The organism is Amycolatopsis dendrobii, assembly GCF_014145675.1.
GTDB classification, from domain to species: Bacteria; Actinomycetota; Actinomycetes; order Mycobacteriales; family Pseudonocardiaceae; genus Amycolatopsis; species Amycolatopsis dendrobii.
On record NZ_JACGZW010000004.1, the window covers coordinates 482,752 to 503,952 of the forward strand.

Consider the following 21,201-nt stretch of genomic DNA (forward strand, 5'->3'; position numbering starts at 1 on the left):
GTTTTACCTCGTGGCCGTTGATCTGGGGTGGAATACGGGGCAGACGCGAATCCACGCTGCCGACGGCCGTCTCCTCGGCGCCGGCGTCCTGATCGGCGGCCGGTACGTCCTGACCTGCTCCCGGGCGGCCCGCGACGCGACCGAGTTCCGGGTCGGATCGGCGGGCTCCGCCGCGCTGGCCGGGCTGGTCCCGCCGCTCGCGGGCGCGCGCGGCGACCTGGCGCTGCTGGAACTGGAGACTCCGGTGCGGCATGGCGCCACGCTCCGGCGAAAGGTCGAATCCGGCCGGGAAATCCGGATCCACAGCCTTCCGCTCCGCCTCGGCTACGGCATTTGGGTGCGCGCCACCACCGGAGCGGCGGATGGCGAACGGGTGCCGCTCACGCTCCTGGAGGGCCCCGTCGACCCGGATCTGTCCGGCTGTCCCGCGTTCGACCGCACCACCGGGCGGCTGCTCGGCATCGTGGTGGTCGACCACGCGGTGCGGCTGGTTCCGGCGGACACCGTGCTGGCGTACTTCCCGCAGCTGCGCGAATGGGTGACCGACGATTCGGTGATCGAGGACCGGCTCGACGAACTCCTCGTCCGCACCGGCAGCCAGCCGGTGCCCGGTGCCGGAGACCTGCGGGTCGGGCTGCCGAAAGCGACGCCGCCGGACCCGTTCGACGCCGTGCTGCCCGAGGCGGCGCTGCCGGAACGGCACCGGTTTTGCGTGGAATGCGGCAGTCCGGTGGGCCGCGGCGAGGCCGGGCGGCCCGGCCGGGCGCGCGGCTACTGCGTGAACTGCGGCACGCCGTTCACCTTCCTGCCGACCCTGGCACGGGGCGCCGTCGTCGCCGGCCGGTACGCGGTGCTCGGCTGCATCGCGCACGGCGGGTTCAGCTGGATCTACCTCGCCCGCGACGAGGCCGAGGGCGGCCGGTTCGTGGTGCTCAAAACCCTGATCGGCGAACGGGACCGCGGCGGCGCGCTGGCCGCCGCGCAATCCGCCGTCGTCCCGCGACTGCTGGAACTGGACCATCCGAACGTCGTCCGCACCCTCGCGCACGTCGAACACCCGGACCCGGAAACCGGCAGATCCAGCGGGTATCTGGTGATGGAGTACGTGCGCGGGATTTCGCTGCGGACGGTCTTCCAGCGCGCGAAGCGGCTGCGTCCGGAACATGTCGCCGCGTACGGCCTGCAGTTGCTTGAGGCCGTCGGGTATCTGCACCAGCAAGGGCTGTTGTACGTCGATCTGAAACCGGACAACGTGCTCCAGGACGGCGATCGGATCACGCTCGTCGACCTCGGTTCGGTGCGGCGGAAGGACGACCGGGACAGCGCGATCGTCGGGACGCCGGGCTATCAGCCGCCGCGGTCGGAGTTGGAACGCGAAGGCATCAGCGTCCGGTCGGACCTCTATTCGGTCGGCCGCACCCTGGAAGAGCTGCTGCGGGCGTGTTCCGGGCCGTACGGCGGTCTTGGCCGGGAACAGCTGCAGGAGCTGATCGACCGGGCCACCGCTGGTTACGAGGATCGGTTCGCCACCGCCGACGACATGGCCGAACAGCTGCGCGGGGTGCTGCGGCTGCTCCTGAGTGCGCGGACCCGCGTGCCGCATCCGGCCGCGTCGAGAGTGTTCGGCGAATCTGGCGAACTCGCCACTGCGGGGCTCGGGGCGCCAGGGTGGGAGGACTGGGGGCCGGAACCGCCGTTGCGCGCGGACGATCGCCTGCTGGAGGACCACCTGCGGACGGTCTTGCCCGTCGCCCGTTCCACCGCACCCAAGGAGGTCGCGGCGGCCTGGCACAGTGCGGCGACGTCGCTGGAGGCGGGAAGGCTGGACGAAGCCGAGGGCCAGTACAGGCGGTGCACGCGACTGGTGCAGGGCGAGCTGGCGCCGTTGCTGGCGTTGGGGTTTTGCGCGGAACTGCGGGGCGCTTCGGCGAATGCGGCGCGTTACTACCAAGCGGTGTGGGCGTGCGACCCGACCATGGCCGCTGCGGCGTTCGGACTCGCCCGGACCAGACTCGCGGTAGACGACCGCGTGGGTGCGGCGGCGGCATTGGACGAGGTGCCAGCAGCGGACCGGAGAGCCAAGAGCGCCGCTCGGGCCGGCGCGGTGCGGGCGCTCGCCTCGATCGTGCCGGGCGAAGGGGGGCTGCCGAGCCTTGACGAAGCCGCCGCCGCTTGGTCCCGGCTCGGTGAACTGGACCTGGACGAGGACGAGCGGGACCGGCTCACCGCGGTGGTCGGGGAAACGCTGCTGCGGCTGGCCGCCGAGCATCCCGCGGCCGCTGGCCGGTTGCCTGACCTGCGCCAGGTGCAGCACGACCTCGCGCAGATCTATTGGGAGCAAGCGAATCGGGGGTGGCCGGCGCTGCGGGAGCACGCGGGCCGGGTGCGCGGCCTCGAGGTGCCGCGACCGGTCTCGGCCGCGCGGCCGAAGGTCGTGGTGCACTATCCCCGGTACTTGCCGTCGCGCAGCTCCAGCACGACGGTGAAGGTCACCGTCACGGCTGGTTCCGACGGGGGTTCGGTGCGGCTGTTCGTGCGGGATTCTCCGGGGTGCGTGGTGTACCGGGTCAGCCAGCTGGCTCCGCGGGAACTGTCGAAACCCTTGCCGCAGCGGCGAATCGGCGAAGTGGTGCTCGATCTCGGGCACTGGGCGGCGGGGGAAATCCGGGATTACGCGCTGAGCTTGCTCGTGCCGTCGGGGCTGGCGATCGAGCGGGAGCATCAGCTGGTCGCGATGTGGGCGCAGCAGGGCGCTGTGCAGTCGGAGGCGGAGACCGTTTCCGTGCTTTTGACCGACGATCCGGTGCACCTGGCCCAAGTGCCGGTCGGCCAGCACCTAGGCCTCGGGGCCGCCGTCGATGCCGCGCTTTCCGCGCACCGCAACGGAAATCTCACTGCCACGCTGGACGCGCTGGGCGCTGCGGTGGCCTTGGCGACCGCGCAGGGCAACGAGGCGGTGCTGGGCCGGTTGCGGTGGCTCGTGGACATCGTCGACGCGGAGAGCGGGCTGGTCAGCCTTCGCGGGCTGCTGGCGGGGGACGAGTTTCTTTCGGAGCGGATTTCGGTGCCGTCGCAGCCGCGCGAGCCGGTCGCTGCTGACGTCGAGGCGCCTGCTGAGGAGGATTACGAGGTCGAGGCACCTGATTCGGCGATTTTAGGAGCGGTGTCCAGCGTTCGGGTCGATTCTCGCCGCGTTGACTCGCGCCGGGCGGACTCCCGGCGGGCCGATTCGCGGCGCGTCGACTCCAGGCGGGTCGACTCCCGGCGGGTGGATTCGCGGCGGGTGGATTCGCGCCCCGCTACCTGGCGCACCAGCCGGACCGGGTATCCGCCGCCGAGCGAGATCGCGGCGATGCCGCCGTTGTACTCCCGGCGCGTGCTCTGGGCGAGCCGACGCCCGCCGGGCGCGAAACCGCCGGACGACGTCCCGCCGCCGGGGCCGGACCTGCTGGCGACTGTCGAATGCCGGTCCGACGATCCGGTGGTCGTCGGGCGGTCGGTGCGGGTCGCGGTTTCGGTGCGGCGCAAGGAACCCGCAGCCGCGGCGACCGGGGTCGTGCGGGTCCGGGTGCTGCTCGACGCCGTGCCCGGGGCGGCCGAACCGGTGTCGCGGATCGGCTGGATCGCCGGCGACCGGTTGCTCGATCCCGCCGAGTTCGACGTCGTCCCGGCCGCGCCGGGGCCGCTGCGGCTGGTGTTCCGGATCTACCGCGAGCACGACGCCCAGCTGCTCCTGGAAATCGCGGCCGCGCTGCCGGTGGAGGTGCCGTCATGACCCGTCAGCTGAGCGCCGAGGTGACCGTCGACAACACCGCGGGGCTGAGCCGCGTCGCGGTGCCGCCGTACAACCGGGCGCGGACGGTCAACCTGCGATTCCTCGAGTTCCCCGGTGCGCCGGGGATTCTCGTCCAGGCCTGGGGCAGCGCGTTCCCGGAGGACGGCGGCGGCGGGTACCAGGGCCGGATCGCGCTCAGCCTCGACGAGCTGAACTCCCGGATCGACATCCTTCGCGAAGCCTGGCAGCGGCACGTCGTGGACCTCGCCGAGCAGACCGACCGCGGCCCGCGCCGGTATCCGTTCGCCGACGGCTGGGACCTGTCACAGCGGCCGGAACTGTTGCGGCGGGCCGGTTTCGCACTCGCCGACGCCGGCCATGTGATGTACCGGCTGCTGTTCGCCGGTCCGGATCGCGGTCTCCAGCGGATCCGCGCGCTGCTGGAACTGGCGCTCGCCGAGGGCGAGAACGTGATCAGCATCGAATCGGACAGCCTGATCGTGCCGTGGGGCATGCTGTACACGTCGCCGCGGCAGCCGCACGTGTACCCGGACGACGAGAACTGGTCGCTCGACGGGTTCTGGGGCTACCGGCACGTCGTGGAGCACACCTTCTCCCGGGTCGACGACTTCGACGCGCGGATCACCGTCGACGGCGGCAAACCGGTCGTCGGGCTGAACGTCGACCACGGCGTCGACCGGCAATTCCCGGACACGCCCTACATCGCGCCGGTCGTCGACTTCTTCCACGGCCGGGCCGAAGTAGTGCTGCGCCCGGACAAGAAAACGCTCGCCGCGCATTTCCGCAGCCGCGATTTCGCCGACCATGTCACGTACTTCGGCTGCCACGGCAAGGTGAGCGGCTCCGGCGGGCTGGTCGAGCAGCCGTATCTGAAACTCGGTGACGGCGAACGGATCTACGGCACCGACCTGACGGCGTGGCTGGCGGAAGCGCCGCTGCCGACGCGGCCGTTCGTGTACGTCGGGGCGTGCCAGGGCGGGCAGGTGACCTCGGCGTTCTATTCGGCTTTCGGCAAAGCGTTGCTGGGCAATGGCGGACGCTGCCTGATCGGCCCGCAGATCGACCTGCCGCCCGCGTTCGCGTGCGAGTATTCGCGCCGGTTGTTCACCGAATTCATCGATTCGGGCGCGAAACTGGGCGACATCGTGCGTTCGCTGGCGCGTTCGTTCGCCGACGAGCACCACAATCCGCTCGGGCTGATGTTTTCGCTGTACCGCGGGATCGACGTGCATCTGTGGCAGGAAGGGCGACCGTGACCGAACCGGTGATCCTGGACCTCGACGAGCACGGCGATTTCGTGGATCCGGAAACCGGCAAACCGGTGCCCGCCGAGGCGACGTCGCGCTTTCTGGCGCGCTGGCTGAACGTTCCGGCGACGGCGACCGACATCGTCGTCTTCGTGCACGGGTGGCAGAACAACCGCGAGACGGCGGACCGGCGGGCGCGGCAGTTCTTCGGGCTGCTGGAGGACCGGTATGCGGCCGGGTCCTACGAAGGGCTCGGTTCGTGGCAAGGGTTTTACGTCATGGTGCGGTGGCCCTCGATGAGCAACCCGTTCCTGACCGGGTACCGGCGGATCCGCGACCGGGCGCATGCGATGACCACCGAGGGGCGGGCCGCGGAGGCGCTCGGCCAGTTGCTCGGGTACCTGAACGCGGAACGCCAATTGCCCGGCAGTGCGCCGAGTCTGCGGACCGTCACCGGGCAGTACCTGCACTGTGTCGGCCATTCCTTCGGCGGCCGTTTCGTCGTCGAAGCGGTGCAGGCCGCCGCGGGGGACGGTCCGCCGGTTCTCGGATGGGATCGAGCCGATCCGCGTTATCCATACACTGTGGACACTCTGCTGGTGTTCCAGATGGCCGCGCGGCCGGATATCTTCACCGGCCGGTTCGCTCCGGTGTTGCGTGACGCTCCGATCAACGGGCCGATCGTGGTGACCCGCTCCCGCTTCGACCGAGCCACCGGTTTGTGGCACCGGTTGGCGGAGGGGGTGGCGGGGATCGGGAATGTCGGGGTGAAAGCTCCGGTCGACGAGGTCGCGAACACTGTGCTGTGCAAGACAGATGTGGAGTATTCACGGTCCGAATTGGACCGGCGGATCGTCAATGTCGAGTCGGGGTGGCGGTTCCGGCGCGGGCGGTGGTGGAATCCAGCCGGGGCGCATTCGGACATCTGGTACCCGGAGTCGGCGCATTTGCTGCTGTCGCTGGCCGAACTGGCCCGCTGAACGGGGCTCGGCAGTCCACATCGGACTGCCGAGCCCCGAAAGCGTTCAGTAGCCGTAGTGCAGCCAAACCGCCTTCGTCTCGGTGTACGCGTCCAGCGCCCACGGGCCCATCTCGCGGCCCCAGCCCGACGCCTTGTACCCGCCCCACGGAGCGGCCATGTCCGGGATCGGCGGCATGTTCACGAACACCGCGCCGGCGCGAATCCCGTCCGCATAACGTTGTGCCGTGCGGATATCGCGGGTCCACACCGTCGCGGCGAGGCCGTACTGCGTGTCGTTCGCGCGCGCGACCAGTTCGTCCGGGTCGTCGTACGGAGTCACTGCCAGCACCGGGCCGAAGATCTCCTCGCGCATGATCGTCATCGAGTCCGTGACGCCCGCGAAGAGCGTCGGCTGGTAGAAGTAGCCGTCGCGGTCGACTTCCGAGCCGCCGGTGATCAGGTCCGCGCCTTCGGAACGGCCGGTCGCCACCAGGTTCGCGACGTGCCTGCGGTGCTTGTCCGACACGAGCGGCCCGACCTGGGTCGTCTCCTCCAAACCGGGACCGACCTGCAGCCCCGCCAGTCCGGCGGCCATCTTCTCCACGAACTCCTGCTCGCGTTTGCGGTCGACGTAGAACCGCGTGTACGCCGCGCAGACCTGGCCGGTGTTCAGCGTCGCGCCGGCGAGGTTGCCCGCGACGGCGGCGTCCAGGTCGGCGTCCGCGGCGATGATGCTCGGGGCCTTGCCGCCGAGTTCGAGCGTCAGCCGCTTGAGGTTGGACTCCGCGCTCGCCGCGGTGATCAGCTTCCCGACCGCGGTGGAGCCGGTGTAGGAGACGTGGTCGACGTCGTGGTGCGAACTCAGCATCGCGCCCACCGGACCGTCGCCCGTGACCAGGTTGACCACGCCCGCTGGGATACCAGCCTGCTCCGCCAGCTGTACCAGCCGGATGCTGGTGAGCGGCGTGACCTCGCTCGGCTTGATCACCACGGTGTTGCCGGTGGCGAGCGCGGGCGCGAGCTTCCACACGAGGATCATCAGCGGGAAGTTCCACGGCGTGATCAGCGCGTTCACGCCGACCGGCTCGCGGCGGGTGTAGTGCAGGGTGTCCGGGAACGAAACCGGGTTCGTGGTTCCCTGGATTTTCGTGACCCAGCCGGCGAAATAGCGCAGGTGCTCGGCCGCGCCGGTGACGCTCACCTGCCGTGAGATACCAATCGGCTGGCCCTGGTCGCGGGTTTCCAGCGCGGCGAGTTCCTCGTGGTGCTCGTCGACGAGGTCGGCGAGGCGGAACAGCAGTTTCGCGCGCCGCACCGGCGCGAGCCCGGCCCACTCCGGCGAGCTCAGCGCGCGGCGCGCGGCGGCGACCGCGGCGTCGACGTCGGCCTGCGTTGCCGTCCCGACGTCTTCGAGAACCGTGCCGGTGGCCGGATCGCGGGTCGGGATGGGCTCCCCGCCGGCCTCGGTCCACTGACCGTCGATGAACAGGCGTGTCGGCATCGGTGCTCCCTAGTCCCTATCTTCTGGTCGTATCCGAGTATCGGCGCGCGGCGGGCGGGCGGTCTTGTCCGCGAGGGCACGCCCGTTGTCGGCGAGTGAAGACAATTCCGGGCGCGGCCGGGGGACCGGTCAGGATCAGCACATGGACGTGATCGTGGTAGGTGCGGGTTCGGCGGGCTCGGTGGTGTGCCGGCGGCTGGTGGACGCGGGTGCGAAGGTGACGCTGCTGGAAGCGGGCGGACCGGACACGAACGCGGCGATCCACGACCCGTCGCGCGCGGCGGAGCTGTGGCACGCCGCCGAGGACTGGGACTACTACACGGTGCCGCAGCCGCACGCCGGGAACCGCAGGCTGCACCTGCCGCGCGGCAAGGTGCTCGGCGGTTCGCATTCGCTGAACGCGATGATCTGGGTCCGCGGCGCGGCGGCGGACTACGACGGATGGGAACTGCCCGGCTGGACCTGGGACGACGTGCGCCCGGTGTACGAGCGGATCGAACGCGACCTGCTCGACTTGGAGCAGCACGATCCGCTGCAGCCGATCCAGCAGTCCATTGTGGACGCGGCACAGGAGATCGGCCTGCCGTTCAACGACAATTACAACGGCGGAACCCTCGACGGCATCTCCGTGCAGCAGGTAACCATGACCGGCGGACGGCGGCGCAACACCTGGCTCTGCTACGCCGAACCGGTCGCCGCCCGGATGACCGTGCACACCGGTGCACTGGTGCATCGCGTGCTGTTCGAGGGCGACCGTTGCATCGGTGTCCTGGCGGAGATCGACGGCGAACTGGAGCCGCTGTTCGCCGACCAAGTGGTGCTCGCCGCTGGCGCCCTCGCGTCCCCGGCCATCCTGCTGCGCAGCGGAATCGGCCCGGCCGACGACGTCGCCGCGCTGGGCCTTGACGTCGTCGCGGACCTGCCGGGCGTCGGCGAGAACCTGCACGACCATCTGCTGTCGCCAGTCATCTTCGCCACCGACCGGCGTGCGGTCGCGCCGCCGCAGACCGGGCTTTCGGTGACGCAGACGCACCTGTTCTGGCGCAGCCGTCCGGGCCTGGCGGTGCCGGACACCCAGCCGATCCACTTCAGCGTGCCGATGTACGAGTCGTGGATGACCGGGCCGCCGACCGGGTTCTCGCTGATGGCGGGCATGATCACGCCGCAAAGCCGGGGAACGCTGCGGCTGCGCAGCGCGGATCCGACCGAGATGCCGCTGATCGACTTGGCCGCGCTCGCACACCCGGCGGACTTCGAAAGCCTGGTCGCGTCGGTGGAGCAGTGCCGGTTGATCGGCAGCGCCCCGGCGTTGGCGGAGGAATGGGGCGCCCGGGAGCTGTACCCGGGACCGGCGGATGTGCGCGAGTACGTGCGACGGACCGCGATCACGTATCACCACCAGGTGGGCACGTGCCGGATGGGAACCGACGAACTGGCGGTGACGGACCCGACGCTGGCGGTGCGCGGGGTGTCCGGGCTGCGCGTCGCGGATGCCTCGGTGCTGCCGCGGGTGATCAGCGGGAACACGAACGCGCCGGCGGTGCTGATGGGGGAGCGGGTGGCGGAGTTTCTGCTGGCGTAAGACGTCGTGAGTGTTCATGCCGGTTCTAACCGGCATGAACACTCACAACCCTTAGCCCCGCGAAAACACCCGCTTCCCCCCGAACCACGTCTCCCGCACTGTGATCCCCGCGAGCTCGTTCGCCGGGGTCTTGAACGGATCCTGGTCCAGCACCACGAAATCCGCCGACTTCCCCGGCGTCAGCGACCCCGTGACGTCGTCCAGTCCGCAGGCGCGGGCCGAGTTCAGGGTGAACACCTGGATCGCTTCGGCCAGCGTGATCGCCTGCTCCGGCCACAGGCTCCCGGGGTGTTTGCCGTACGGGTCCTGCCGGGTGATGAGGCCCTCGATGCCTTCCCAGGCGTTCGGGGATTCGCTCACCGGCCAGTCCGAACCCCCGGCGACCAGTGCGCCGGTGTTCAGCAGCGTGCGGTTCGGCTGCATGCGCGCCGCGCGTTCGGCGGGGATCACCTGGGCGATGGCGTCCGGGATCACGCCGGGCACCCACAGGAACGGCGAGATGTCCGCCGAGACGTTGAGCGTCGCGAACCGTTCCAGGTCGTCCGGGTGGATGAATTGCCCGTGCGCCACTTGGATTTTCGTCGTGTAGTCGCCGCGGGCCCGCAGTGCGCCTGCAGCGTCCAAAGTGGCCCGGACGGCTGCGTCGCCCGCGCAGTGGATCTTCGCCGAAAGCCCGGCCGAGACGGCGACGTCCAGCCAGTCCGCGAGTTCCTCCGGCGGCATCGTCGTGTCGCCGCAGAAGCACTCGTGGTGCAGGTACGGCTCCAGGAACGCCGCGGTGTGCGCGGGCGGGGTGCCGTCGAGGAAGATCTTCACGAAGTCCGGCCGGTGGTGCTCGCTGCGGTACTGCGCGGCCCGGTCGAGCAGCGGTTTGCCGATCGGGTCCGCGCCGAAGATCGGGTCGTTGACCAGCATCGACGACACGACCCACGCGGCTAGTTCCTTAGCGTCGTCCAGGGTTTTCAGCGCGGCGAGGATGTCGAGAGTCGCTCCGGCGTCCTGGAACGCCGTGATGCCGTAGGAGTGCAGGATCGCGATCGCCCGCCGCGACGCCTCGGCGTGCTGCTCGGCGGTGAGCGTGCGCGTGTCCCGCATCGCCCGCTCCACCGCCAATCCCGCGGTCTCGATCAGCAGACCGGTCGGCGCGCCGCTGTCGAGGTCGCGGTGGATCGTCCCGCCGGCCGGATCCGGCGTGTCCGCGGTGATCCCGGCGAGTTCCAGCGCCCGGCTGCTCGCCCACCGGTTGTGCCTGCTGTCCTCGATCAGCACGACCGGACGTCCGCCTGCCGCTTCGTCCAGTGCTCGCCGCACGGACTCGTGGCCGAGTTCAGGGGCCAAAGTGGACGGCCAGGCGCCGCCGACGACCCATTCGTCAGGACCGAGACCCGCAGCCCATTCCCTTACCGCGACGAGGATTTCGTCCAAGCCCGCGCCGCTTTCCAAGCGCAGTTCGAACAATTCCCGTCCGGCGAGGGCATGGTGGCTGTGCACGTCGACGAAACCCGGCAGCACGAACGCGCCGCCGAGATCGACGACCTCGGTGTCGGGACCGGCCTCGGCGGTGCTCACCCGGCCGTTCTCCACCGCGAGCGAGGTCGCCCACGGCCGGTCTTCGTCCACTGTGTACACAGTGGCGTTGGTGAGGAGCAGTTCAGGCGCCACGGGTCACTGTCCAGCGGGGTCGTAGTCCGGCGAATAAACGGTGTTGCTGAGCAGCCTGCCGTACGCGCCGAAGGTGAAGTGCGTCGGCGACTTGCCGTCCTCGCCCAGTCCGAACAGCGAACCGTGCGACCGCAATTCCCGCACGTTCCGGTGGTCGGCCACGGTCACCGACGCGCACGGGATGACCTTCTCGCGCCAGGTGAACACGTAGATCCCGGGCCGGATCTGGTAGACGGAGTTCTCGTCGGTGTCGGCGAGGCCCCGCTCCGGACCGGAAAGGCACTGCCAGGTGTACCAGTGCGGGGTGAGGTAAACGTGCTCGTACGCGTGCTCTTCGCTGTAAACCCACTGCACGCGGCGGCCGATCAACGCCGTACTGGGCGCGATTTCGTCGCCGTGCGCCTCGCGGCCCTGGATGGTCGCGGGACGGAACCGTTGTGTCACCCGGGGAAGTCCGTCGCCGATCGTGCTCGTGATGACCAGCGCGCGGCCCTGGCGCACGTCCAGCAGCAGGCTGTACGAGGTTTCCGCACCGGGGTGGAACTGCACGTAGAACAGGCCGGCGTCGACGAGGAACGTCTCCGAAGCGGTCTCGCCGGTGGCGCCGTCCTCGTCCCACGACGCGCGGCCGCCGGAGAAGCTGATCGAGAACGTGCCGCCGTCGGCACAGTCCAAAGTGAACGACTGGTTGTCGAGATCGTCCACAGTGGCCGCTTTGTTGGCGTCGAAGCCGGGAGCGAGACCGTCGAGCGGGAGCCAGGTGGAGGTGTCGGACAGATTGGTCGCGGGCATGGAGCCTTCCTCAGTGTTCGCAGTGGCCGTGGGCGGCCGAGGGCAGGTCGAGTGCCGGGTTCCGGTCGCAGAACCCGTAGGGACGCACCATGAATCCGGAGTAGTCGACCGGCATGACCGGCCAGTCCTCTGGACGCGGGATGTGCGTCGGGCCGAAGACGTGCCACAGCACGACGTCGGTGTCGCTGACAGAGCGGTCGGCCGCCGTCCACGCGGGCAGGCCTGCCCCGCCCGGGTGCGCGTTGGGGCGGTCGCCCGCCGGGAAGCGTTCGCCGGGTGCGTACGGCGTGACCCACAGGTGGTTCGTGGCGAACGTCGCGCGCTGGTACACCGTCGATTCCGGTTGCGCCATCAGGGTCGCCGACGGCCGCGGCACGAGCTGGTACGCGGTCGGCGCGCCGAGCCGGTTGGTGTGCTCGGTGCTGCGGACTTCCCACACACGCGCGGTCGCCGGGTTGGCGTGCCGCTTCGCCTCCTTTTCGGTGCGCAGTTCGGTGGCCGTCCAGGTGAAGGCGTTGCCGTACGGGTTCTTTTCGCCGATCGGAATCCCGACAGTGTCCACTTCGTACACCGAGTTGCGCTGGCCGTCGACGGCGAAGTCGAGCCGGGCGCAGAACAGGTGCTGGTGCACCGGGGCGAACAGGCCGGGCGCGATCTCGGACGCGTGCGGATTCGCGGACCCTGGCTCACCGGCGCCGGAGAAGACGATGCCGGTCGCCTTGGCCTCGCATTCGATGGTGCCGTCGAGGTAGAGGTACCAGAAGAAGCCGTAGTCGTAGTTGCCGATAGTGGAGATCGACGAGATCACCAGCCGGCGCGAACGGCGGACCTCGGCCTTGCCGTCGAGATCCGTGTGCTTCCAGAGGATCCCGTAGTCCTCCTCGTGCATGCAGATCGCGTTCGGCACGCGCACCGGCTGGCCGTGGTCGTCGGCGAGGAAGGCGTCGAAGTAGTGGATCACGCCGAGGCAGTCGCAGCCCAGGCGCAGGCTGTTGCCGTTCTTGCCGAGCAGGTACTCGCCCGCGTCGAAGTAGCTGATCCAGAACCGGCCGATTGACGTATCACCGTAGGGAACAACCATCTCAGGCACCGACGCGCGGTACAGCACCGAGCGGTCCTGGAAGGTCAGCTGGTGCAGGGTCAGGCCCTCGCGCGCGTTGAACCCGACGCGCAGCTGCCAGCCCTCCCACGTCACCAGCGAACCGTCGACCTGGAAGCTCGGGCCTTCCGGCTGGGTGATCTCGATCGGCTTGAGCGTCGTGCGCGCGGGGTGGTGGCCGTACCGGCCGGAGTCCTCCGGGACCGGGGTGTCGCCCTCGTCCTCGACCCGCAGTACGCGCTGTTCGGTGAGGTTGAGGTGCGCTACCAGGCCTTCGACCGGCCGTGACCAGGGGTTGTCGGTGTCGTCCTCGCGCAGGAAGGTGAGCGAGCGAATGACCCGGCCGGTCTCGTCCTCACGGCCGAAGCAGCCGGGGGCGAGCGGGGCGCAGAACGCGTGCTCGACGCGGTCGCCGAGACCGCGCCGCTCCATGGCCGCCTGCCACTCGGGTGAGGCCTTGGTGATGGCCTCGGCCAGGTCGTACTCCTCGAAGAGATACGGGGGCTGGCCCTCGCCGCACTTCTCGTGGCTGACCAGCTCCCCGGCGGTCACCGACACGACCGCGTCGGCCGATTCGCCGGTCGCGGTGTCGAGCAGGGTGAACTGGATCCGCCGGTCGGCCGCGGCGCAGGCCAGCACGGCGGCCTTGTCCGGCTCCACCGGGAGGACCTGCGGAAACCGCGTCGTCTCGGTGATCAGCCCCTGTGCCTCCAGCACTGCCCGGCCGGCGGCGAGTTCGTCGGCGGTCAGCGGGTCAAGGGGGTGGGGGTGTGCGTTGCTCATGGTGTCCCTTCGCGCTCCTCGCCGCAGTGTTCGCGGCGGCCAGGGGGTAGCGGTAGCCGGGTTCGGCGGGTCGTGCGGCCGCTGACAACAAGGATGCACTCGTTGCCAATCCCCGGCGGCGCCGTTGTTGCAGGATTGCGGCATGCGACTCGACCTCGAAGACAAGGCCGTGCTGATCACCGGGGCCGCGTCCGGGATCGGGCTGGCCTGCGCGCGGGCGTTCCTGGAGGAGGGCGCGCGGGTCGGGGTGGTCGACCGGGTCCGGCCGCCGTCGCTGCCGGGGGACGTCGTCGCGGCGCGGGCGGACATCACCGACGAGGACCAGGTGGCCGCGGCGGTGCGGCTCGTGGCGGAGTCGCTCGGCCGGATTGACGTGGTAGTCGGCTGCGCTGGGATATCAGGACCGGTCGGACGGCCGCTCGCGGAGACCAGCGCGGCGGACTTCACCGCGGTCATGGCGGTGAACGTGCTGGGCCAGTTCCTGGTCGCGAAGCACGCGCGGCCGTGGCTGCGAGACGGGAGTTCGATCGTCTTCCTGGCCAGCGATTCGGCCTTCGTGTGCGCGCCGGGGATGGTGCCCTACTGCGCGTCGAAGGGCGCGGTGGTGTCGTTGACGCGGGCGTTGTCGGTCGAGTTCGACGGCGTGCGGGTCAATTGCGTGTGCCCGTCGGTGGTGGACACGCCGATGGCGCGAGGGGATTTGGGAGACCTGCTGGACGAACCGGGATTCCCGGTGCAGGCGGCCGGCGAGGTCGCCCAGCAGGTGGTGTATCTGGCTTCCGCGCGGGCGCGGACGGTGAACGGACAGGCCTTGCTCGCCGACTTCGGCTATTCGGCTCGGTCTGGGTTTCCTGCTTGAAAGGGAGAAATGACGATGGCAGACACGCGGGTCGTGGCGATTACCGGCGGAGGGACGGGCATTGGGGCTGCGGTTGCTCGGCGGTACGCCGGCGAAGGCGCACAGGTCGTGGTTCTTGGCAGGCGGCGCGAGCCGCTGGAGAAGGTCGCTGCGGAGACTGGTGCGCACGTGATCGCTTGCGACGCCAGTGTTCGCGAGGACGCGGAGGCGGCGATCTCCGAGATTCTCGAGAAGTACGGGCGGCTGGACGTGATCGTGGCCAATGCCGGCGGGCACGGGCTTTCTTCGGTGGTGGACACCGGGGACGAGGAATGGGAAATCGCGCTTCGGTCCAATTTGTCGAGCGCGTTCGTGTTTTGCCGGGCCGCGTTGCCTTCCCTCGTGGAAAGCGGCGGGCAGGTCGTGATTGTTTCGTCGCTGGCAGGGTTGTTCGCCGGCCCGAATGTCGCGGGATACACGGTGGCGAAGCACGCGTTGATCGGGCTGACTCGGTCCATTGCCCGGGATTACGGGCCTCGCGGGGTTCGGGCCAACGCGGTGTGCCCGGGCTGGGTGCGGACGCCGATGGCGGATGGCGAGATGGAGCAGTTCGCCGAGGCAGCCGGTTTTGACGGCGGGCACGACGAGGGGTACCGGCGGGTGACTGCCGAGGTGCCGTTGCGGCGTCCGGCCGAACCGGAGGAAATCGCTTCTATCGTGCGGTTCCTGGGGTCTTCCGAGTCCTCGTACATCACCGGTGCGGTGCTGGTGGCGGACGGCGGGGCGCACGCGGTCGACTTGCCCACATTGGCCTTTGAGCGCGCCGGGATGTAGTCCCATAATGGCCGGATGACGTTCGAGGGGGACTGGGCGGAGAAGACCGCGACGGCCAATCAGCGGTTCGCGGACAAGGCCGTCGCGATCGCCCGGGAAGTCGAAGTCCTGCTCGGCCGCGAGGCCATGAGCTATCCGCGGCACCCGGTCGAGCGCGCCCGAGAGGCGCTCGCCGACCGGGTGTTCGCGCTGCTCGCCGCGGCGCGCGACGCCAGCACGACGTTCTACAACGTCGAACGGGTGCCGGTGGCGATCGTGTCCGATTCTTACGGTGACGACTGGGTCGAGAAGGTGGCCGACGCCGCCGGCACGCTGGCTGCCGCGATGGCCCGGGCCGCCACCGTGCTCACCGGCGTGGTGGACAGCCAGTTCAAGGACGCTGACACGCAACAGTGGTTCACCGGTGTCCTGGACGACGTCCGAAACGCAGCCGCCGACGTCCTCCGCGAGGCGAGCGGACGCCCCGAAACCGCGGCAGGCTGACGTGCCGACGCAAGCCGAGGTCCGGGTCCGGTTGCTCGGCCACTTCACCGAAACCCTCCGGGCGCTGCCGTCCGGATCGGCCCTGGTGCTGCGGCATCCGGACCTGCCCAAAGCGGTGTTCCACAACGGGGTGGCCCTGTCCGACGACTACGGCCGCGACGAAACCCGGCGGTTCTTCGACATCGCCTACTGGGTGCTCGGAGCCGCCGCCGAGACGTCTGAGGAGTACCTCGACCTGACGATGCGTTCGTGGCGCGACCGGGGCTGGGCGACGGAGTTCGAGGCGGATCCGTCCTTGTCCGCCGGGTACGCGAGAACCGCCGACGGATACGGGTTCGCGATCAGGCGCAGCCTCAACGGATATCTCAGCATGGCGGGGACGACGCCGGTCTTCCCCGCGGACTCGCCCGAGGGCGACCCGCTTCCCGGCCGGATCGACTGGCCTGCCGTCGGATCAGCTTGATTCGGCGAGCGTCCGGAGCCACTTGGTCAGCAGCTGGGTTTCCGTCGTGCCCAGGATTTCCGGGTTCGCCGCGGCGTGTTCCAATACACGGTGGATTTCGGCGTGCCGGTCCTCAGTCGCCCCAGTGCCGGTGATCGCGGCGATCGCGCCTTCCCGCACCGCCACGGACAACGCGCGGTCCTCCTCGGCGAGGATGATCTGCCGCAACGTGACGCCGATGTTCGCCACCAGGATGTGCGCGGCCGCCTGGTCCGGCGGGACCGTCAGACGCCCCTGGTCGGCGGCGGCTTGGGTTAAGGCGCGCAGCATCGCGCTCGGGCGTTCCTGCGCCTCGGGGGCGTGGCCGGGGTGGACCTGGCCGTACATGAGCGTGTAGAAGCCGGGGTTCGCGATCCCGAAGGCGACGTGGGCGTCCCAGCCGTCGCGCAGGTCCTGAATCGGGTCGCCGGACGGTTCGTGCGCGCCCTTCTCCGCGAGGTACAGGTCGAAGCCGCGCTCGACGACCGCGTCCAGCAGGCCCTGTTTGCTGCCGAAGAAGTGGTACAGCGTCGGCATTTTCACCCCGGCTTGGGCGCAGATCGCGCGCAGCGAGATGTCCTCGCCCGGCGTCGCCGCGACCTGCTCGGCAGCCGCGTCCAGGAGCCGGGTCCGTGTATCCGCGTTCGCAATCTGTGTCACACCGCTATGGTAGCCGCTGTTGCAGTGATACAGTGAGGCGTATCAGCGATAAAGAGAGGTACGCATGACCGACCACACCCTCAAAGGCAAGAACGTCCTCGTCGCCGCTGGGGCGAAGAACCTCGGCGGGCTCATCAGCAGGCAGGCGGCCGAGGCCGGCGCGAACGTGGCGATCCACTACAACTCCGAATCGACCCGGCCGCAGGCGGAGGAGACGCTCGCCGCGGTCGAGGCGGCGGGCGGCAAGGGCGTCGTGCTGACCGGCGACCTGACCGTCCCGGCGAACGTGGAGAAGCTGTTCGCGGACGCGGAGGCCGCGCTCGGGAAGATCGACGTCGCGGTCAACACGGTGGGCAAGGTGCTGCGCAAGCCGATCACCGAGACCACCGAGGACGAGTACGACTCGATGTTCGACATCAACTCGAAGGCGGCGTACTTCTTCATCAAGGAAGCGGGCAAGAACGTCGCCGACGGCGGCAAGATCATCACGATCGTGACGAGCCTGCTCGCGGCGTTCACCGACGGGTACTCGACCTACGCGGGCGGCAAGAGCCCGGTCGAGCACTTCACCCGCGCCGCGGCCAAGGAATTCGCCCCGCGCGGGATCTCGGTCACCGCGGTCGGGCCCGGCCCGATGGACACGCCGTTCTTCTACGGCCAGGAAACCCCGGAACGGGTGGAATTCCACAAGTCGCAGGCGATGGGCGGCCAGCTGACGAAGATCGAGGACATCGCGCCGATCGTGACGTTCCTGGCCACCTCCGGCTGGTGGATCACCGGGCAGACGATTTTCGCCAACGGGGGCTACACTACCCGCTGATTTCGCCGAGACAGCAAGGGAAGCGCAATGTCCGAAGTGGAGATTCCGGAACCGGTGGCGTCGTTCGTCGACGCGGTGAACCGGCACGACGACGCCGCGTTCCTGGACGCGTTCACCGAAACCGGCGTGGTGGACGACTGGGGGCGGTCGTTCTCCGGACGCGCCGCGATCAAGGAATGGAGCGACGTCGAGTTCATCGGCTCGCACGGCGTCCTGACCCCGGAAGAGGTCACCGTCTCCGGCAAGGAGATCACCGTGGTCGGGGACTGGCGGAGCAACCACGCCAACGGCCGGTCGAAGTTCGTCTTCGCCGTCGACGGCGACCGGATCGCCAAGATGACCATCCGGGAAGGCTGACCGGCCGGGGTGCGGGCGTCCCACCGCGGAACGCCCGCACCCCGGGTCAGTTGGTGCCCAGATACGCCTGGTGCAAGGTGTCCGGATTGTCCAGCAGGGGCTGCGACTCGCCGGCGTAGGTGACCTTGCCGGAAGAGACGACCAGGGCTTCCTGCGCGACTTTCAATGCCAGGTGGGTGAACTGTTCCACCAGGAGGATCGCCGCGCCCGCGTCGGCGAATTCGGTGACTGCCGGGAGAAGCCTGGTGAAGACGGCCGGTGCCAGGCCGAGCGACATTTCGTCGATGAGCAGGAACTTCGGTTTCGCGGCGAAGGCCCGGCCCAGCACCACCATCTGCTGCTCGCCGCCGGACAACAGTGCGGCGGGCGAGTTCTTGCGTTTCTCCAATTCCGGGAAGAGGGCGAGGACTTCGTCCACGCCAGCCGGGGTCTTGGCGGTCAGGCGCAGGTTTTCCAAGACGGTCAGGCTGGCGAAGACCGCGCGTCCTTGTTCGACGTGCGCCAGTCCGAGCCGTGCTCTGGCCACCCGCGAGTGTTTCGTGACGTCGGTGTGTCCAACGTGGATAGTCCCGGCCGCCGCGGGGATCACGCCGGAGAGGGCTTCCAGCAGACTGGTCTTGCCCGCTCCGTTGGGGCCCACCAGCGCGGTGATCTTGCCCGGTTCCAGGGTCAGCCCGACGTCGGCGATGACTGGGCCCGCGCCGCGCGTGACGGTCAGGTTCTCGATTCGCAGCGTGCTCACAGCATCTCCGTTTCGCCCAGGTAGGCCTTCAGAACCGCCGGATCCGCCAGCACTTCCGCCTGCGGGCCGCTCGCCAGCACCTCGCCGAAGTCGAGCACGGTCAGCGTGTCGCAGACCGACCGGACCAGGTCGAGGTCGTGTTCGATGATCAGCACCGAAACGCCGAACCTGGCCGGGACCTGCCGCAGGCGTTCGCCGAACGCGACGTGTTCCTCGTGCGGGAGACCCGCCGCCGGTTCGTCGAGAAGCAGCACCTGGGGCTTGGCCATGAGGTGGCCGACGACTTCGACCAGCCGGCGCGCGCCCACGTCGACCCGGTCCAGCGGCGTCGCGGCCGGCGGGCAGCCGAAGAACTCCAGCGCGGCAGCGACTTCGGCGGCGTCCGGTCGCCGGCGGGCGACGAAGCGGACGTACGCCTCGATGGTCAGACCTGCCGGGACCCGGTCCTGCTGGAAGGTTCGGCGCAGACCGGAGCGGGCCCGTCGCGTCGGATTGCCGGTGAGAGGCCGGTCGGCCAGTTCGACGGTTCCTTGCGCCTGGGGCAGGAAACCGCTGATGGCGTCGACCAAAGTGGACTTTCCCGCGCCGTTCGGGCCGATGACACCTAGAACCCCGCCCTTCGGGACGGCTAAGTCCACTCCGGACAGTGCCTTGACTTGGCCGAAGGTGACACTCAGTCCCCGGACCACCAGCACCGGTTCGCCGGGCGGAAGCCGCGGCGGTTCTTCGTCCAGCGCGGTGATCTGGACCCCGGCGCTGGCCCTCTGCCGACGACGCCACAGCTCGCGGATCGCCGTGCCGAGGTTGCCGCGTCCGGCCAGCGCCTGGATGCCAAGCAGACCGAAGATCACGTAACCCCAGTCCTGCGGGACGCCCCATCGCTTCAGCAGCTCCGGCACCGCGACCCACAGGACCGCGCCGAACACCGCCATGTCAATCAGGTGTGCGCCGGACATGATCGCCAGCACGTACAACGCCAGCGACTGCAGCGGGGCGAAACTGGTAGGGAAAGCGAATCCGACCTGTGCGGTGAGCAGGCCGCCGCTGATGCCGCCCAAGGTGGCGCTTACGGCGAAGGCGGAGAGCTTCGCGGTGCGGACGCTGGCGCCTGCCGCGGCGGTGCCGCGTTCGGAGAACGCCACCGCGGCCCAGCTGCTGCCCCACGGACCGCGCCGGAGGAAGTGCACCGCCAACGCGCAGATGATCAGGACGATGACGCAGAGCAGAAAATAGGCGTTGTCGTCGGCCACAAAGGACGGACGGTCGACCGAGACGCCGTCCGTGGTGCCGGGGAACTGGATTTCCACCAGGGTCACGTCGGCGGCCGCGGCCAGGCCGAGCGTGACGACGGCCAGGTTGATCCCGCGCAGGCGCAGCGCGGGAAGTCCGATGAGGACGCCGACTAAGCCTGCCGCGAGACCGCCCAGCAGCAGCCAGAAAAAGAAGCCGCCGGGAGCGCCGGCTTTGTTCAGCGCAGAGACGACCCACGCGCCGATCGCGCCGAAGGTCAACTGGCACAAGGAAATCATGCCGGCGCTGCCGGTGACGACACCGAGGCCGAGCAAGGCGATCGCGGCTACGACGACGCTCACGCCGAGGTAGGCGAAGTAGCCGTTGAGGCCGACGGTCAGGCCGATGCCGACCAGTACCGCGGCCACCGCGACGACCAGTGGGGTTCCGAAGCGGGACACTGCGCCCCGGTCAGCGAGCTGCATCCCACACCTCCTTGCGCTGAGACCACACGAGCAGGCCGACGATGGCCAGGAACGGGACGAAATTCCGCACTACCGAAAGCTGGTCGACCTGCGCGAGCGCGCCCTGCAGCATGCCGAGCACGAGCCCGCCGACCACGGCGAGGTCCAGCCTGCGGAACCCGCCGAGCAGGGCCGCCGCAGCGGCGGGCACGACCAGCATGGCCAGCGAGGTGGCGTCGTTCGACTGGGACGGGGCGACGATCACGATGATGATGGTGCTGATCAGGCCGGTGGCGCCCCAGACGGCGGCACTGAGACGTTTCGCGGGGATGCCTAACAGCTCAGCTGTCGTCGGACGTTCCGACAAAGCACGCAGTGAGATGCCAACGGGCGTCTTTGTCAGGATCAGCCGGGCGGCGAAGGCGATCACCACCGCCAGCGCGACGGTCACGACCGTCACCTGGCTGATCACCACGCCGCCGACGGTGAAGGCCGGGCCGGCCAGCAACGCCTGGAACGGCTGCGGTTTGTTGCCGAACAGGATGAACGACAGCGAGATCAACAGCAGCAGCACCGCGACGGTGACCGCCGAGCGGGTGCCGGTGCCTGCTTCGGCCAGCCAGGTCGAGACGACCCAGCCGATCAGCACGCTCAGCACTCCGCCCAGCAGCACGCCGAGCACCACCGCCAGCCATTCCGGCAGTCCGCCGTGGACGGACAGGGCCACCCCGACGTAACTGCCGAACATGCCGGTGGCCGCCTGGGCGAAGTTGACGACCCGGACCAGCCTGGACATCAAGGTCAGGCACACCGCCAGCACCGCGTAAAGCCCGCCGGCGGCAAGCCCGGCCAGCGCTCCCTGCACCATT

General features: G+C 69.5%; 18 protein-coding genes. 10 read left to right on the forward strand and 8 right to left on the reverse strand.

The annotated features are described in order from the left end of the window. The first annotated feature begins 10 nt into the window (after positions 1-10). Genes H4281_RS14020 through H4281_RS14030 form a run of 3 tightly spaced genes read left to right on the forward strand, consistent with a single transcriptional unit; the run spans position 11 to position 6,023 of the window. Positions 11-3,775 (forward strand): serine/threonine-protein kinase, encoded by a 3,765-nt coding sequence (locus tag H4281_RS14020; RefSeq protein ID WP_182891313.1) that lies wholly within the window; start codon positions 11-13, stop codon positions 3,773-3,775. After that, complete coding sequence (locus H4281_RS14025) at positions 3,772-5,052, forward strand: hypothetical protein (protein WP_182891314.1); 1,281 nt, start codon at positions 3,772-3,774, stop codon at positions 5,050-5,052. Before H4281_RS14020 ends, H4281_RS14025 begins: the two co-directional genes overlap by 4 nt. Next, positions 5,049-6,023, forward strand: a complete 975-nt coding sequence (locus tag H4281_RS14030; protein ID WP_182891315.1) for an alpha/beta hydrolase — start codon at positions 5,049-5,051, stop codon at positions 6,021-6,023. The genes H4281_RS14025 and H4281_RS14030 overlap by 4 nt, the downstream gene beginning before the upstream one ends. 45 nt (positions 6,024-6,068) lie before the next feature. Here H4281_RS14030 and H4281_RS14035 read toward each other — a convergent pair whose 3' ends face one another. Next, positions 6,069-7,505 (reverse strand): aldehyde dehydrogenase family protein, encoded by a 1,437-nt coding sequence (locus tag H4281_RS14035; RefSeq protein ID WP_182891316.1) that lies wholly within the window; start codon positions 7,503-7,505, stop codon positions 6,069-6,071. 142 nt (positions 7,506-7,647) lie between these two features. Between H4281_RS14035 and H4281_RS14040 the strand changes: the two genes are divergently transcribed. Then, positions 7,648-9,087, forward strand: coding sequence for a GMC family oxidoreductase (locus tag H4281_RS14040; protein WP_182891317.1), 1,440 nt, complete (start codon positions 7,648-7,650; stop codon positions 9,085-9,087). Between the two features lie 51 nt (positions 9,088-9,138). Here the strand turns inward: H4281_RS14040 and H4281_RS14045 are convergent, their stop codons facing one another. The 3 genes from H4281_RS14045 to H4281_RS14055 are packed head-to-tail and all read right to left on the reverse strand — an operon-like array spanning position 9,139 to position 13,423. Continuing rightward, positions 9,139-10,749 carry an amidohydrolase gene (locus H4281_RS14045; protein WP_182891318.1) on the reverse strand — a complete coding sequence of 537 codons (1,611 nt, stop codon included), beginning with the start codon at positions 10,747-10,749 and terminating at the stop codon, positions 9,139-9,141. A gap of 3 nt (positions 10,750-10,752) precedes the next feature. Next, positions 10,753-11,541, reverse strand: coding sequence for a molybdenum cofactor biosynthesis F family protein (locus H4281_RS14050; RefSeq protein WP_182891319.1), 789 nt, complete (start codon positions 11,539-11,541; stop codon positions 10,753-10,755). Positions 11,542-11,551: 10 nt separating this feature from the next. Then, positions 11,552-13,423 (reverse strand): primary-amine oxidase, encoded by a 1,872-nt coding sequence (locus H4281_RS14055; RefSeq protein ID WP_182891320.1) that lies wholly within the window; start codon positions 13,421-13,423, stop codon positions 11,552-11,554. Between the two features lie 142 nt (positions 13,424-13,565). On the opposite strand from H4281_RS14055, the gene H4281_RS14060 reads away from it, so the two are divergent. Genes H4281_RS14060 through H4281_RS14075 form a run of 4 tightly spaced genes read left to right on the forward strand, consistent with a single transcriptional unit; the run spans position 13,566 to position 16,041 of the window. After that, on the forward strand, positions 13,566-14,282 hold the full coding sequence (locus H4281_RS14060) for an SDR family NAD(P)-dependent oxidoreductase (protein WP_182891321.1): 717 nt from the start codon (positions 13,566-13,568) through the stop codon (positions 14,280-14,282). Between the two features lie 15 nt (positions 14,283-14,297). Further along, positions 14,298-15,095 (forward strand): SDR family NAD(P)-dependent oxidoreductase, encoded by a 798-nt coding sequence (locus H4281_RS14065; protein WP_182891322.1) that lies wholly within the window; start codon positions 14,298-14,300, stop codon positions 15,093-15,095. 15 nt (positions 15,096-15,110) lie between these two features. Further along, positions 15,111-15,578 carry a hypothetical protein gene (locus H4281_RS14070; protein ID WP_182891323.1) on the forward strand — a complete coding sequence of 156 codons (468 nt, stop codon included), beginning with the start codon at positions 15,111-15,113 and terminating at the stop codon, positions 15,576-15,578. Between the two features lies 1 nt (position 15,579). Beyond that, positions 15,580-16,041, forward strand: a complete 462-nt coding sequence (locus H4281_RS14075) for a hypothetical protein (RefSeq protein ID WP_182891324.1) — start codon at positions 15,580-15,582, stop codon at positions 16,039-16,041. On the opposite strand, the gene H4281_RS14080 is transcribed toward H4281_RS14075, so the two are convergent. Beyond that, on the reverse strand, positions 16,033-16,719 hold the full coding sequence (locus H4281_RS14080; RefSeq protein WP_237596887.1) for a TetR/AcrR family transcriptional regulator: 687 nt from the start codon (positions 16,717-16,719) through the stop codon (positions 16,033-16,035). The two genes, H4281_RS14075 and H4281_RS14080, sit on opposite strands and share 9 nt — an antisense overlap. Positions 16,720-16,783: 64 nt before the next feature. Here H4281_RS14080 and H4281_RS14085 point away from each other — a divergent pair, with 64 nt between their 5' ends. Both H4281_RS14085 and H4281_RS14090 read left to right on the forward strand, forming a co-directional pair. Next, a complete protein-coding gene (locus H4281_RS14085; protein WP_182891325.1) occupies positions 16,784-17,539 on the forward strand; it encodes an SDR family oxidoreductase in 756 nt (251 codons plus the stop codon). A 27-nt stretch (positions 17,540-17,566) separates the two neighbouring features. Beyond that, complete coding sequence (locus tag H4281_RS14090) at positions 17,567-17,896, forward strand: nuclear transport factor 2 family protein (protein ID WP_182891326.1); 330 nt, start codon at positions 17,567-17,569, stop codon at positions 17,894-17,896. Positions 17,897-17,942: 46 nt separating this feature from the next. Here H4281_RS14090 and H4281_RS14095 read toward each other — a convergent pair whose 3' ends face one another. Genes H4281_RS14095 through H4281_RS14105 form a run of 3 tightly spaced genes read right to left on the reverse strand, consistent with a single transcriptional unit; the run spans position 17,943 to position 21,200 of the window. Further along, positions 17,943-18,638: an ABC transporter ATP-binding protein gene (locus H4281_RS14095; protein WP_182891327.1), complete on the reverse strand. Its 696-nt coding sequence runs from the start codon at positions 18,636-18,638 to the stop codon at positions 17,943-17,945. Then, the gene (locus H4281_RS14100) at positions 18,635-20,353 is read right to left on the reverse strand and encodes a branched-chain amino acid ABC transporter ATP-binding protein/permease (protein WP_182891328.1); all 1,719 of its coding nucleotides are present in this window, start codon (positions 20,351-20,353) and stop codon (positions 18,635-18,637) included. The genes H4281_RS14095 and H4281_RS14100 overlap by 4 nt, the downstream gene beginning before the upstream one ends. Beyond that, on the reverse strand, positions 20,340-21,200 hold the full coding sequence (locus tag H4281_RS14105) for a branched-chain amino acid ABC transporter permease (RefSeq protein WP_182891329.1): 861 nt from the start codon (positions 21,198-21,200) through the stop codon (positions 20,340-20,342). Before H4281_RS14105 ends, H4281_RS14100 begins: the two co-directional genes overlap by 14 nt. Between the last annotated feature and the right edge of the window lies 1 nt (position 21,201).